The sequence below is a fragment of the Isoptericola sp. NPDC060185 genome, assembly GCF_042728595.1.
In the GTDB taxonomy this organism is placed as follows: Bacteria; Actinomycetota; Actinomycetes; order Actinomycetales; family Cellulomonadaceae; genus Isoptericola.
The window spans coordinates 1-14,067 of sequence record NZ_JBHWYY010000027.1 but is presented as its reverse complement, the minus strand read 5'-3'; the positions used below and the strand labels follow the sequence as shown (position 1 = coordinate 14,067).

The 14,067-nt window shown below is 74.5% G+C and carries 10 protein-coding genes; 5 read left to right on the top strand and 5 right to left on the bottom strand.

Going from position 1 to position 14,067, the window contains the following annotated elements:
• Positions 1–10: 10 nt before the first annotated feature.
• Together ACFWDO_RS11030 and ACFWDO_RS11025 are read left to right on the top strand one after the other, a co-directional pair.
• Positions 11–1,126: a PIG-L family deacetylase gene (locus tag ACFWDO_RS11030; protein WP_380316037.1), complete on the top strand. Its 1,116-nt coding sequence runs from the start codon at positions 11–13 to the stop codon at positions 1,124–1,126.
• The gene (locus ACFWDO_RS11025; RefSeq protein WP_380316034.1) at positions 1,126–2,865 is read left to right on the top strand and encodes an ATP-binding protein; all 1,740 of its coding nucleotides are present in this window, start codon (positions 1,126–1,128) and stop codon (positions 2,863–2,865) included. The genes ACFWDO_RS11030 and ACFWDO_RS11025 overlap by 1 nt, the downstream gene beginning before the upstream one ends.
• Here the strand turns inward: ACFWDO_RS11025 and ACFWDO_RS11020 are convergent.
• From ACFWDO_RS11020 to ACFWDO_RS11005, 4 genes are read right to left on the bottom strand one after another with little or no spacing between them, the layout of a single operon-like run.
• Positions 2,843–4,015: a hypothetical protein gene (locus ACFWDO_RS11020; RefSeq protein WP_380316031.1), complete on the bottom strand. Its 1,173-nt coding sequence runs from the start codon at positions 4,013–4,015 to the stop codon at positions 2,843–2,845. The two genes, ACFWDO_RS11025 and ACFWDO_RS11020, sit on opposite strands and share 23 nt — an antisense overlap.
• 5 nt (positions 4,016–4,020) lie before the next feature.
• A complete protein-coding gene (locus ACFWDO_RS11015; RefSeq protein ID WP_380316028.1) occupies positions 4,021–5,295 on the bottom strand; it encodes a glycosyltransferase in 1,275 nt (424 codons plus the stop codon).
• Positions 5,292–6,203, bottom strand: a complete 912-nt coding sequence (locus ACFWDO_RS11010; RefSeq protein ID WP_380316025.1) for an ATP-grasp domain-containing protein — start codon at positions 6,201–6,203, stop codon at positions 5,292–5,294. Before ACFWDO_RS11010 ends, ACFWDO_RS11015 begins: the two co-directional genes overlap by 4 nt.
• A gap of 46 nt (positions 6,204–6,249) precedes the next feature.
• Entirely contained in the window at positions 6,250–7,155 is a 906-nt protein-coding gene (locus ACFWDO_RS11005) for a neutral zinc metallopeptidase (protein WP_380316022.1), read from the bottom strand.
• A 105-nt stretch (positions 7,156–7,260) separates the two neighbouring features.
• On the opposite strand from ACFWDO_RS11005, the gene ACFWDO_RS11000 reads away from it, so the two are divergent.
• Positions 7,261–7,971 (top strand): Type 1 glutamine amidotransferase-like domain-containing protein, encoded by a 711-nt coding sequence (locus ACFWDO_RS11000; RefSeq protein ID WP_380316019.1) that lies wholly within the window; start codon positions 7,261–7,263, stop codon positions 7,969–7,971.
• Between the two features lie 15 nt (positions 7,972–7,986).
• Here ACFWDO_RS11000 and ACFWDO_RS10995 read toward each other — a convergent pair whose 3' ends face one another.
• Positions 7,987–9,489, bottom strand: a complete 1,503-nt coding sequence (locus tag ACFWDO_RS10995) for a DUF2809 domain-containing protein (protein WP_380316016.1) — start codon at positions 9,487–9,489, stop codon at positions 7,987–7,989.
• Between the two features lie 207 nt (positions 9,490–9,696).
• Between ACFWDO_RS10995 and ACFWDO_RS10990 the strand changes: the two genes are divergently transcribed.
• Both ACFWDO_RS10990 and ACFWDO_RS10985 read left to right on the top strand, forming a co-directional pair.
• A complete protein-coding gene (locus ACFWDO_RS10990; RefSeq protein WP_380316013.1) occupies positions 9,697–12,225 on the top strand; it encodes a glycoside hydrolase domain-containing protein in 2,529 nt (842 codons plus the stop codon).
• A gap of 185 nt (positions 12,226–12,410) precedes the next feature.
• The gene (locus ACFWDO_RS10985) at positions 12,411–14,009 is read left to right on the top strand and encodes an ABC-F family ATP-binding cassette domain-containing protein (protein WP_380327153.1); all 1,599 of its coding nucleotides are present in this window, start codon (positions 12,411–12,413) and stop codon (positions 14,007–14,009) included.
• Positions 14,010–14,067 lie beyond the last annotated feature (58 nt).

Here is a 14,067-nt window from a genome sequence, read left to right as displayed (position 1 = left end):
AAGGAGAGCCTTGTCCGACGACCGATTCCGGGCGCTCGTCCTGGAGGACGACCCTGACGCGGCCGAGTTCCTCCGCATCGCGCTCGAACGCTACGGCGGCATGGACGTGGACGTCGCCGGCGAGGCGGACACGGCGCTGCGGCTGCTGCGCTCCGCGTCGTACGACGTCCTCGTGAGCGACATCCAGCTGCCGGGGCGCTCGGGGCTCGAGGTCATCCCGGAGGTGCGGCAGGCCGACCCGACCTTGCCGATCATGATCGTCACCGCGTTCCCGACGGTCACGAACGCCGTCACCGCGCTGCGGGAGGCCGCCGACGACTTCCTCGTCAAGCCCGTGCCGGCGTCGACGGTGGTGGAGCGCGCGACCGAGCTCGCGCAGCGCGCCCGTGAGGAGCGGCGCGCCAGCCGCCTGCGCGTGCTCGCCGTCGGCGCGCACCCGGACGACGTCGAGATCGGTGTCGGGGCCACCCTGGCCGCGCACGCGGCCGCCGGCGACGAGGTCGTGCTCCTGACGCTCTCGGGCGGCGCGGTGGGCGGCCCGGCGTCGGCGCGGCACGAGGAGGCGCTCGCCGCGGCGGCGGTGATCGGGGCTCGCCTCGTGCACCTCGACTTCCCCGACACCCTCCTCGACCCCGCCCAGGGGCCGATCTCGGCGATCGAGGAGGTCGTGGCGGACGTGTCCCCGCACCGCGTCTACACGCACAGCGTGCACGACCGGCACCAGGACCACCGGGCGGTGAACGAGGCGGTGCAGATCGCGGCGCGCCAGGTGCCGAGCCTGCTGTGCTTCCAGAGCCCGTCCGCGACGGTCGCCTTCGCCCCGAACCGGTTCGTGGACGTCGACGGCTTCCTCGAGACGAAGCTCCGGATGCTCGCCGCCTACGCGTCGCAGGCGCACCGGGAGTACATGCGCCCCGACATGGTGCGCGCGACCGCGCGGTACTGGGCGCGGTTCAGCCCGGCGGACGAGGTCGAGCCGCTGGAGACCGTCCGGGCGAGCGAGACGCTCGCGCGGACCTCGGCGGTCCGCGTCCTGCCCGCGGTGGACGACCAGGACGCGGACCACCCGACGGCTCCGGGGGAACCACGGCTCCCCGTGGGGGTCGAGCAGGTGGAGACCGCCTGATGCCGGGCGCCCTCGCCCACCGCCTCGGCGACCTGTACGTGCGGGTGGGGGACCGGTGGTTCGCCGACGACGCCGTCGGGCTGCGGCACCTGCCGCTCACCGTCTCGCTCGCCGTCGTGCTCGCCACCCTGTCGCTCAGCGACGTGCCGAGCAGCGTCCCGGCGCTCCTGGTCGCCTCCGGGGTGATCGGGGCCGTCGTCCAGCTCGTGGCGAGCCTCGGCCGCTGGGACCGCTGGCCGCGAGGGTGGCGGTACCTGCTGCCGCTCGCGCAGATGGTGGCCGTCGGGCTCCTCGAGCTCGGGTCCGGCCTGCCGCTGGCGGGCTTCGACGTCCTGCTCTTCCTGCCGGTCGTGAACCTTGCGCTGCAGCCCGGCATCCTGGGGCTGGTCCTCGCGCTGGGCGCGTCCACGGTGGTCGCGTTCGCCCCCGTCGCGGTGGGGTTCGTCGAGGTGGGCCGGGTCAACCCGTTGATGCACGCGCTCGTGGACCTGCTGGTCGCCGGCCTCGTCGCGGTCGGGGCGCACATGATCGTCGGTCTCGCCCGACGCCAGGCGACGCAGCTCGAGCACGCCCGGGACGAGACGGCCGTCACCGCTCAGCGGCTGCGGGACTCGCGTGACACGCTCCGCGGGATCCTGCAGGCCGCGACGGAGCAGGGCTTCGTGGCGACGGACTTCGCGGGCCGGATCGTCTCGGTCAACCCCGGGGCCGAGCGGATCTTCGGCCGGCCGGAGCGTGAGCTCGTGGGCACCGACGTCGCGGGCCTCGTCGCCGCCGAGGCGCTCGCCGAGCGGCTGGCGGCCGCCGGGCCGCAGCGGTGGGACCACGCGGCGAACCGCGCGGTGCTCGGCCGCGCCGTCGCGGGAGAGACCCAGGTGGACGACTGGGAGACCGTGCTCCCCGACGGCACCCGGCGGCGCGTGGAGCTGACGGTCACCGAGCGGCCGGCGCTCGGGGGCCGCGATCCGGAGCTGCCGGAGGGCTACCTCGTCGTCGTCACCGACGTCACGGCGCGGTACGAGGAGGAGCGCACCCAGGACGAGTTCATCGGCCTCGTGAGCCACGAGCTGCGTACGCCCCTCGCGTCGATCTTCGGGTACGTCGACCTGATGCGGCTCGAGGGCGACAGGCTCGACGAGGAGCAGCGGGGCTACCTGGAGGTCGTCGACCGCAACGCCCGTCGGTTGCGGTCCCTCGTCGACGACCTGCTCACGAGCGCTCAGATGGTGTCGGGCAGGTACACGCTCGCGGCGGACGAGATCGACGTCGCCCAGGTGGTGCGCGAGGCCGTGGCGAACGAGCGCCCGTCGGCGGACGCCGCGGGGGTCGCCGTGGAGGTCGACGGGGACGCGAGGGTGCCGCTGCGCTCGGACTCCGGCCGCGTGGGGCAGGTCGTGGACAACCTGCTGAGCAACGCCGTCAAGTACAGCGAGCGCGGGGGCCGCGTGCGCGTCACGGTGACGGCGGGCACCGGCCCCCAGGGGGGCAGGCTCGCGCGGCTGCAGGTCGCGGACGAGGGGTCGGGCATCCCCGCCGACGAGCTGGAGCACATCACCGAGCGGTTCTACCGCTCGCGCGACACCCGCCGCCGCCGCGTGCGCGGGGTGGGCCTCGGCCTGTCCCTCGTCGACCAGATCGTGCACGACCACGGCGGCACGATGACGTTCCGCAGCGAGCTCGGGCACGGCACGGAGGTCGACGTGACGCTGCCCGACGTCACCCCGGCGGCGAGGGGCTGACGGACCCCGGCCGGGCGGCCGGTCCCCACACCGCGCCGAGCGCCGCCCAGTGGGCCGGGGACAGGTGCGACAGGGGCGTGACGTTGACGTCCGTGATCCCGTGCGTGGACGCGGCCGCGAGCGTCGCCGTCATGACCGCGGGGGAGATGGCCTGCGGGGGGTCGGCGTCCGCCGCCCCCGCCCACAGCCCGACCGACATCGTGAACCGGGACATGTCGTAGCCCGCGTCCTCGAGCGCGCCGGTGAGCTCCTCGACCTGGGCGGGCGTGCGGTCCCCTGGCCCCACGTACGCCCACACCACGAGCCGGTCGGCGGCGCCGAGGAGGATCCGGTAGTCGTGGCCGCTGGACGTCGCCCCCGCTGCCGGGTCGTCCCAGTCGACGCGGACGTCCATCGCGAGCGCGATGTCGCGGCCGTCGCCGTCGCGCGTCTCGTCGAGGGCGGCGCGCATCCGGCCGAGGAGCCCGGCGATCACCTCCGACCGCCACGTGCCGAGCGCGGGGGAACCCTCGTCGATCTCGCCGTCCGCGGTGCGCGGCCAGTCGTCCGCGCCGGTCATCTCCCGGTACAGGGCGAGGTCGTCGTCGCCGAAGGAGTACCGGTTGAGGAAGAGCTCGGTGATCGCGATCTGGCTGGGGGCGTAGCGCTCGCCCAGCGCGGCCACGTACTCCACGAGCCGGTCGCCGACGTCGCCCGTGGCCAGCTCGCTGGCGGACACCTGGTATCGCGAGCGGCGGCCGTCGGCGGACACCCCGGCCACCGACGGGTCGGCCTTGATCCATTCCGGGACGTACGCGTCGACCACGAGGCCGACGAGCCGGTTCGTGTCGTCGGCGTCCTCGTGCAGCGCCCGGGCCGCGCGCGCGAGGTGGTCGGTGCCCGGCTCGGCGGCCGCCTCGGGGTGGGCCGCCCAGTCGAAGGCGGTGAACTCGACCCGGCCCGCGCTGAGGTCGACGCCGTTGGCCCCGACGTCGTCGAGGTGCCGGTCGACCGCGGCCCAGTCCGTGCCCGGGTCGGTGACGATGCCGAAGTCGACGCTCACCGACCGCACCTCGTCCGGGGTCACCTCAGGCCGCATCGTCGGCGGAGCGTCCTCCCAGGGGCGCGCGACGAGGACGGCGGCCGCGAGCGCCGCCGCCAGCGCGACCACGACGGTCAGGACCCAGGGCCATCGTCGTCGACGAGCCCGCGCACCGAGACCGTCCCGGTCCGGTCGAGCTTGTTCCATCGGTTCTCCGCGTTCCCGAGCTCGAGCCGGGCGGCGTCGAGCACGACCAAGGTCATCATCGTGGAGTAGACGGGCCACAGGGGGACGGTCCACAGTTGGCGCAGGTCGCCCAGCGCGCGGTCGAGGGCGACCGCGAGCAGGAGCAGCACGAGGGACAGGGGCAGGCCGAGGAGCAGGATCCAGGCCCACCACGACGACGGGACCCAGCCCGGACCGTCGACGACCACGAGGACCACGAGCACGACGAGCGCCAGGACCTGGACGAACGGGGCCACGATCTGGGCGGCCGTGTTGTACAGGAGGTAGATCCCGAACGGCCCGTACCGGGGGTTGCCGACCATCGACCGGTGCATGCCGGTCACCTGGAGCAGGCCGCGCGCCCAGCGGACGCGCTGGCGCCACAGGGCCGGCACCGTCGACGGGGACTCGGCGTACACGAGGGCGTCGGGCGCGAACGTGACCCGGTAGCCCTCCCGGTAGACCCGCCAGGTGAGCTCGAGGTCCTCGCCGAGCGTGTCGGTGCGCAGCGGGCCGGTGGCGTCGAGCACGTCGCGCCGGAAGGCCCCGATGTTCCCCGAGACGACGGGCAGGCAGCCGAGCACGTCCAGCGCCCGGCGCATCAGACCGGTCCCCACGTGGCTGATCAGCGACAGCAGCCGGGTCTGGACGCGGTCGAGGTTGACCGGCCGGTCGTTGCCGCAGACGGCTCCGGTCCGCGGGTCGCGGAACCCCCGCAGCAGGCGGGTGACGGTGTCGGGGCGGAACAGCCCGTCGGCGTCGACGAGGACGAGGACGTCGCCCCGCGCGGCGGCGATGCCGGTGTTGAGCGCGGCGCCCTTGCCGGCGTTCTCCTGGCGCAGTGCCCGCACCTGCGGGTGCTCGGCGGCCAGCCGCTGCATGCGCTCGAAGGTGTCGTCGGACGACCCGTCGTCCACGCAGACCACCTCGAACGCGGGGTGCTCGCTGCGCAGCACCGAGCGCACGCAGTTCTCGATGACGACGGCCTCGTTGTACGCGGGGACGACGATGCTCACGAACGGGGCCTCGGGGAACATCGGGCCGCACCCGGCCGGGCCCGGGTCGTCGCGCCGGCGCCGCGCCTCGAAGACGAGCGCGGCGGGCACGAAGGCGAGCCGCACCACGCCCACGACCAGGAGCGAGATCCCGAGGACCGCGACGAGGGCGACGAGGACGGACGTCACGACCGGCCCGGCCAGTCGTCGAGGACTGCGTCGAGCAGCTCGGGCGCCCCCGCGGAGACGGCGCCGAACCGGGCGTTGACCTCGAGGACCACCGGGGTGCCGTCGGCGAGGCGGCGCACGTCCATGTCGAGGGGGCCCACGAGGTCGAGCGCCGCGGCGGTGCGCGCGGCGAGGTCCGCGACGTCGGGAGCGGCGCCGTCGGGCAGCCGCTCGACGGTGGTCGCGTTGCCGACGCGACCCTCCTTGCGCCCCGTCTTCTCCAGCACGACGACGACGCAGCGCCCGTCGGCGGGGGAGCGGTAGACCTGCGGGCTGTACTCCGTGCCGGGGGCGTAGGCCTGGACCACCCACGAGGCGTCCAGCCCGGCCCACACCGGGTCGCCGGGGTCCTCGACCACGTGCACGCCGCGACCGCCCCGCGCGACCCGCGGCTTGACCACGACGGGGGCGTCGTCCCAGGCGAGGGCCTCGGCGGCGGAGGCCAGCTCGTCGGCGGGGGCGTGCCGGGGCACGGCGACGCCGCTGCGGTGAAGCGCCCACATGGTGAGGAGCTTGTCTCCCGCGACCGCGGTCGGGCCGGGCGCGGACAGCACGACGGCGTCGCCGAGCCCGGCGGCCCGGGCCAGCACCGCGAGCCGCGGCAGCTCGTCGGAGACCGTCGGGACGAGCAGGCGCGGCCGGTGCTTGGCCAGCAGCTCGAGGGTGGCAGCGTCGTAGGCGGGGTCGGCCGCCGCCGGGACGGCCTCGACCACGTCGTAGCCGGGGACGTCGCCGGGGGAGAGGTCGACGCCGACGACGCGACGCCGGCCGGCGTCGGGCCGGGCCGCGAGCTGCGTGCCGAGCGTGCGCCCGGCGGGCCCCGCCGCCCCGGTCACGAGGATCGTGTGCTGGTCCGCGGCTTCACCCATGGTCGGATCGTAGGGTCCGACCTGCGGCGCTGCAGCCGGGGCGCGCTCAGAGGGTGCGCGCCGACAGTGCGCCGCAGTCCTGCAGGGTGCCGCCCTCGTACCCGACGGTGAACCAGCGCACCCGCTGCTCGGAGGTGCCGTGGGTGAAGCCCTCGGGGTCGACCTGTCCCGTCGCCTGCTGCTGGATGTGGTCGTCGCCGACGGCGGCGGCCGCGTCGAGGGCCTGACGCAGCTGGTCCTGCGAGATCGGGTCGAGGAACGTGACGCCGGTGTCGGGGTCGACCTCGGTGGCCGCGGACCCGGCCCACATGCCGGCCAGGCAGTCGGCCATGAGCTCGATGCGCACGGAGTCGGACTCGGGGCCGCTGCCACCGCGGGCGGCGGCGTCCATCGCCCCGGTGAGCTGCTCGACGTGGTGGCCCACCTCGTGGGCCACCACGTACTCCTCCGCGAGCGGCCCGCCCTCGGCACCGAACTGGGAGCTGAGCTGGTCGAAGAAGGACACGTCGACGTAGACGGTCCGGTCGGGCGGGCAGTAGAACGGTCCGGTCGCGCTGGACGCGGCGCCGCAGCCCGTCGTCGTCGACCCGGAGAAGGCCTCGACCGGCGGCATCGCGTAGGCCACGCCCGCCTGCTCGGGGAGCACCCGGCCCCAGTACGCGTCCAGCGACTGCACCGTGGCGGACAGGCGGCACTCGCGGTCGGAGTTGGCCTCCTGCGCGGTGCACGCCTCGACGTACTGCTGCTGGCCGTCGCCGGCGGGGGCGCCCGCGTCCTGGACGGCGCCGCCGAGCGCTCCCGTGAGCTGCCCCAGGTCGCCGCCGCCGAGGAAGATCGCGAGCAGCGCGACGACGATCGCCCCGACGCCCCCGCCGACGACCGCGCCCCGGCGCCCGCCCGAGCCCTTGCGGACGCGCCCGCCCTCGAACTGGCCGCCCTCGTTGAAGGTCACGAGCACACGGTAGGTCGCCCCAGGTCCGGTCGCGCGGCGCGTGCCGGCGCGACAACCGCAGGAAAGGACGGGCGGCCCGAGCAGGAGCCGTCCTAGGGTGCCGCCATGATCGGAACGGTGCTCGCTCTCGGCGGTGGTGGCTTCTCGATGTCGGACGACGGCTCCTCGGCCATCGACGACCACCTGCTCGACCTCACCGGCAAGGACGTGCCGCGGGTGTGCTTCGTGCCGACCGCGAGCGGCGACGACAACGGGTACTCCCACCGGTTCGAGGAGGCCTTCGCGGGGCGGGCGACCACGTCGGTGCTGTCCCTCTTCTGCCACGAGCCGTGGGGGTACACCGACCCGCAGGTGCTGCTGGAGCAGGACGTCGTGTACGTCGGCGGGGGCTCGACCGCGAACCTGCTCGCCGTCTGGCGGCGCCACGGCCTGCCCGACCTGCTCGCCCGCGCGGCCGCGCAGGGCACGGTCCTGGCGGGGATCAGCGCCGGCATGAACTGCTGGTTCGAGGCGTCCTCGACGGACTCGTTCGGCCCGCTCGCGCCGCTCGACGACGGCCTCGGCCTGCTGCCCGGCAGCGCCTGCCCGCACTACCTCGGCGAGGCCGACCGGCGCGAGGCGTACCTGGGCTGGGTGGCGTCAGGCGCCCTCCCGGGCGGGTACGCGGTGGACGAGTACGCCGCGGTGCGCTTCGTGGACGGCGTGGCCGTGGAGGCGGTCGCGGAGCGTCCCGGGCGGCCCGCGTTCCGCGTGGAGCGGGACGGCGCCGGCGCCACGGAGACGCCGCTGGACGTGCGGCGGCTGCGCGGGGCGTGACCGCCCGGGGTCTCGTCAGCCGTCGTAGTCGACCGGCGTCTTCACCGACTGCCAGTGCCACGGCTCGGGCAGCCGGCCGTCCGGCTCCGCCCAGTCGGGGTGGGTCCACCCGTGCTCGGCGGCGTGCTCCTTGAGCCAGGCGTAGCGGGCGCCGTCGAACCCCTCGGGCCCCATGGCGACGTCGACCGCGGTGCCGAGGCCGTGGTTGGAGCAGCCGGGCGGCGCGGCCAGCGGGTTCGGGTGCGCCGGGTCGTACACGGCGACCTGCTGGTCGTAGGTCCGGTAGGCGGAGTTCACGGTGAGGTGCTGCCCGAACTCGGCGCGGTAGGCGGCGTCGAGGGACACGAGCCCGTCGAGGACGTCGGCGCGGACCGAGTACTGCGGCGCCCACGGGAGAGGTGCGAGGCTCTTCGCGTCGAGCCGGCCGGCCTGCGGGAACCACAGCTGGTCCGGCTCGGGGCACACGACGGCGTCCTGCGCCGTCATGAGGTCGGTCGTCGCGCGGTCGAGGTCGTCGCGGCTCGCGCCCAGCGCCTGCGCGGCGGCCTCGACGGCGGGCAGGTCGTCCGCGTCGAGGGCGTCGTCGGCCGACGACGCCAGCGCGTCCCGCGCGGCCGCGAGCGCGTCGCCCGCGGCCGACCTGGCCTTCTTGTCCGCACCGCGCCCGTCGTCGGCGAGCTCGTCGACGGCGGCGACCACCTCCTTCGCGCGGCGGGTCACCGGGGCGAGGGCATCGCGCCCCTCGGCGACCTGCGCCCGCGCATGCTCCAGACGCGACCGGTCCACGGCCGCGACGTCCCGGGCCAGCGCGCGGCCGGCCTCGGGGGCGTCTCCGGGGCGGCGCTCGAGCAGCGGCGTCGCGGCGAGCAGGGCCTCGGCGCGGTCGATCGACGCCGCCAGGGCGGGGCGGACGGCGTCGTCGGCGACGCGGTCCGCGGAGGCGTCCAGGCTCGCCTGCGCGGCAGTGACCTGGGCGGTGAGGGTGCCCGCCTCGTCGTGCAGGGTCCACGCGAGCCACCCGCCGGCGGCGCCGAGCAGCAGCACGATCACGACGGGCACGACGACCGTCGCGCGACGCCGGCGGCGCGGCCCGGCCGGCGCGGTCACGTGCCGCAGCCCGCGGTCGACCCGGGCGGCGCGCGGCGCGACGAGGGCCAGCAGCGCGCCTCCCGCCGCGGCGCCGGCGGCGTACCAGGCCAGGTCCGAGGCCACGAAGGTGGTGCCGAGCACGAACCGCGCCTCCGGCACCCGCGCCACGATCTGGGCGGGCACGTCGGTGAGCTGCGCCAGCTCCACGGCGGCGCTCACCGCGAGACCGACGGCCGCGGCGACCACGGGCGCCGTGCGAGGGCGCAGGAGTGCCACGAGCAGCACGACGAGGGTCGCGTAGAGCGCGTCGCCGAGCGGCCCGCCGACGGCGTCCGGCAGCAGGAGGCGCGCGCCCAGCCCCAGGAGCACCACGAGGAGGGCGAGCAGGGACGACGTCGCGCGGGGGACCGCCGTGGTCGGCCGGCTCACGGGACCCGGCGGCGGCGAGCGGAGGCGCGCGCGAGTTCCGGCGGCACGGCGGGGAGGATCACGCGCACACCCTAGCGCCGGGCGGTGGGAGCGACGGCCACGAGCGGGCCCCCACGACGGTCCGTTTTGCTCCGATGACAGCGGTGACATAGCCTCGCAGGCCGCGGCGACAACAGGGTCGCCGCCTGTGTTGACGGGAGCGCATCGATGCGTGTGTCACGTTGGCCGAGGACGGTGGTCTCCCTCGTCGTGGTGGGTGGCCTGTGTCTCGGCAGTCAGATCTCCGCGGCCGCCGGGACCGGCGCCGTGGTGCCGCACCACCGCGACCAGCTCGCGCTCACGCAGTTCGTGGACCCGCGGATCGGCACCGCCGTGAACTCCGCGAGCGGGTACGCGGGCAACGTCAACGCCGGCGCGCAGGTGCCGTTCGGCGCCGTGACGTTCGGCCCGGACATGCCGCGCAAGGACTTCAACGGCTCGGGCGGCTACCTCATCGGCGCGAACGCCACCTCGGGGAACATCAACTTCTTCAGCATGACGCACCTCAGCGGCGTCGGCTGCCCCGGCCAGGGCGCGGTGGCGATGATGCCGCGCACCGCGGCCACGCCGCTGGTGAACGGCAGCAACAAGGTGAGCCCCGTCGGCTTCAAGACGGCCACGGAGACCGCGAAGCCCGGCTACTACGAGGTGGGCCTGGACACCGGCGTGAACGCCGAGTTCACCGCCACCCAGCGCACCGGCATGGCGCGCTTCACCTTCCCGGACGCCGACCAGGGCTTCCTGGCCCTCGACCTGCGCGCCAACGCGCGGACCAACCAGGGGGGCTCCGTCTCGGTGAAGCCGGAGAACGTCTCGCTCCAGGTCTCGGACGACGGCCGCACGATCTCCGGCAAGACCGTCGCGCCCGCGTTCTGCACGCCCTACGGCACCAAGTGGAACGCGCCCGTCTACTTCTACGGCGAGCTCGACAAGCCGCTGCGCGCCCAGGCCGACGGGTCCTCCGTCAACACGGTCACGAACGGTGGGGGCGTCTTCCAGTACGACCTCACCGACACCGACCGCACGCTGACCATGCGCACGGGCATCTCCTCGGTGAGCGTCGCGAACGCGCGCCTCAACCTCGACGCCGAGAACCCGGACGGCGCCTTCGACGCCGTGGCCGCCGACGCCGACCAGGACTGGAACGAGCGGCTCAACACGGTGCAGGTCGACCGCGCGGCAGACCCGGCCGCCCTGTCGGCCGCGCAGCGCGACGACCTCGTGCAGCTCTACTCGGCGCTCTACCGCGTGTTCGGCTCGCCCACCGTCTACTCCGACGTGAACGGCGACTTCCGCAGCATGGAGGCCCAGAAGCCGTACCCGTCCGGCGTCGACGCCACGGGCGGGGTCGAGGACCGGCCGGTCGCCAACGTCGCGGACTACGACTACACGCGACCCGACGGCAGCACGGGCAGCTACTCCACGCAGTACACCAGCTTCTCGATGTGGGACACCTACCGCTCCCAGGCGCAGCTCCTCGCGCTGCTCGCGCCGAAGGAGTCGGCCGAGATGATGCAGTCCCTCGTGGTCGACGCGCAGCAGTGCGGCGCGTTCCCGCACTGGGTGGACGGCAGCGACGACTCTACGCCGATGGCCGGCGACAACGCCCTGCCCGTGATCGCGGGCGCGAAGGCGTTCGGCGTCGACGACTTCGACCTCGTCACCGCCGGGGCGCTCGTCAAGCAGTCGGTCTTCGACCCGACGAGCACGTGCAACGACCACGCGAGCATGTCCGGCGCCGAGCAGTACCTGCGCGACGGCTACTACCCGGACGCGTCGTCGGCCAACATCGAGCGCTACAACAGCGACCGGGCCGCGGCGGCGTTCCTCGCCGACCTGCCCCAGGACGTCAAGGCGGACCCGCGGGTGACCCTGACCGACGCCGACCTCGACGCCCTGACCGACCGGGCCGGCTGGTGGCGGACCATCTTCGACACCTCGACGGGCACGATCAAGGCGCGCAAGGCGCCCACGACGCCGGGGGAGCCCGGCGCGTGGACGACCGGCTCGTTCCACGAGTCGACGGAGCCGAACTACTTCTGGTCGTTCGGGTACGCCTGGTCGGACCTCGTCGCGGCGTCGGGCGGCAAGGACGTCGCCGTCGAGCGGCTCAACCGCCTCTTCAGCGTCGACGACGCGCTCACCGCGAAGCCGACCCTGCGCCAGCTCAACGGGGGCCAGGAGTCGCAGGGCCTCTACATCGGCAACGAGCCGGCGCACGCCGCGCCCTGGGCGTACAACTGGGCGGGCAAGCCGGCCGCCACCCAGTACGTCGTGCAGCAGATCATGGACACGGCGTTCACCACGCGCCGTGACGGCCTGCCGGGCAACGACGACATGGGCGCCACGTCCAGCTGGTACGTCTTCGCCGCGCTGGGCATGTTCCCGACGGTCGGGACCGCGGGCGGGGTCGCGCTGTCGACGCCGCAGTTCCCGGCGACCACGATGTGGCTCGGCAACAAGCCGCTGCGCATCACGACGTCCGACGACGCGCACGCCGCGCCGTTCGTCCAGTCCCTGCGGATGGACGACCGCGACTACGCGGGCTCGTGGCTGCCGATCTCGAAGGTGCGCCGCGGCGTCACGCTGGACTTCACCGTCGGGGCCACCGCCTCGCAGTGGGCCGCGGCGGACGCGCTCGCCCCGCCGTCGGGGCCGGATGCGAACTACGAGAAGATGACGGCCCGCGGCAAGTAGGCCGCTCGGCGGAGCGAGGTCGACCACGGTCGGCGGTCCTCCGCGTCATCGACCGCCACGTGGCGGGCGTCCCGAGCACGGGGCGCCCGCCACGTGGCGTCTGTGATCAAAGTCCTCGTGGGCGCGGTGCCCGGCCCCGTAGACTGGACCGACCTCCCCCGCACTGACTGAAGGACACCCCTGCCTTGATCACCGCCCACGGCGTCGAGCTGCGCTTCGGCGCCCGGACCCTGCTGCACGAGGCGACGTTCCGCATCGCCCCGGGCGACCGCATCGGCCTCGTGGGCCGCAACGGCGCGGGCAAGACGACGCTCACCAAGACGCTCGCGGGCGAGAGCCTGCCCGCGGCCGGGCAGATCACGCGAGGCACCGACATCGGCTACCTGCCGCAGGACCCGCGCACCGGCGACCTCGACGTGGTGGCGATGGACCGGGTGCTCAGCGCGCGGGGGCTGGACCACATCGTGACGCAGATGCGGGAGACCGAGGGGCTCATGGCCTCGGCGGACGCGGACACGCAGGAGGCCGCGCTCGAGCGCTACCCGAAGCTCGAGGCGCGCTTCGTCGCCGCGGGCGGCTACGCCGCGGAGTCCGAGGCGCACCGCATCACCAGCAACCTCGGCCTCGACGACCGCGTCCTCGCGCAGCCGCTGCACACCCTCTCCGGCGGCCAGCGCCGCCGGATCGAGCTCGCCCGGATCCTGTTCTCCGGCGTCGACACGCTGCTGCTCGACGAGCCGACGAACCACCTCGACGCCGACTCGATCGTCTGGCTGCGCGACTACCTCAAGACGTACAGCGGCGGCTTCGTCGTGATCAGCCACGACGTCGACCTGCTGCGCGCCACCGTGAACAAGGTGTTCCACCTGGACGCCAACCGGGGCGAGCTGGACCAGTACAACCTCGGCTGGGACGCCTACCTCGAGCAGCGCGAGCAGGACGAGCGCCGCCGCCGCCGCGAGCGCGCCAACGCGGAGAAGAAGGCCGGCGTGCTCCTGGCCCAGGCGGACAAGATGCGCGCCAAGGCCACCAAGGCCACGGCCGCCCAGAACATGATGAAGCGCGCGGAGCGCATGCTGTCCGGCCTGGAGGGGGAACGCCGCGCGGACAAGGTGGCGCACCTGCGCTTCCCGAAGCCGGCCCCGTGCGGGCGCACGCCCCTCACGGCCGAGGAGCTGTCCAAGAGCTACGGCTCGCAGGAGGTCTTCGCGGGCGTCGACCTCGCGATCGACCGCGGGTCCCGCGTGGTCATCCTGGGGCTCAACGGCGCGGGGAAGACGACGCTGCTGCGCATCCTCGGCGGCGTGGAGCAGCCGGACACCGGCCGCGTCGTGCCGGGCCACGGCCTGAAGATCGGCTACTACGCCCAGGAGCACGACACCCTGGACATGGACGCGACGGTGGTCGAGAACCTGCGGCACTCCGCCCCCGACCTCACGGATACGCAGGTGCGCTCGGTGCTCGGCTCGTTCCTGTTCAGCGGGGACGACGCGGAGAAGCCGGCGAACGTGCTGTCCGGCGGCGAGAAGACGCGCCTCGCGCTCGCCACGCTCGTCGTCTCCAGCGCGAACGTGCTGCTCCTCGACGAGCCCACCAACAACCTGGACCCCGCGTCGCGCGCGGAGATCCTCGGCGCCCTCGACACCTACGAGGGCGCGGTCGTCATGGTCACCCACGACGACGGCGCGGTCGAGGCGCTCAACCCCGAGCGCGTCCTGCTCCTGCCCGACGGTGACGAGGACCTCTGGTCCGCGGACTACGCCGAGCTGGTCTCCCTGGCCTGAGGCCGAGCCCCGGCGCCGAGCCTGACACGGCGTGACGGAAGCCCGGCGAGCGCTGACG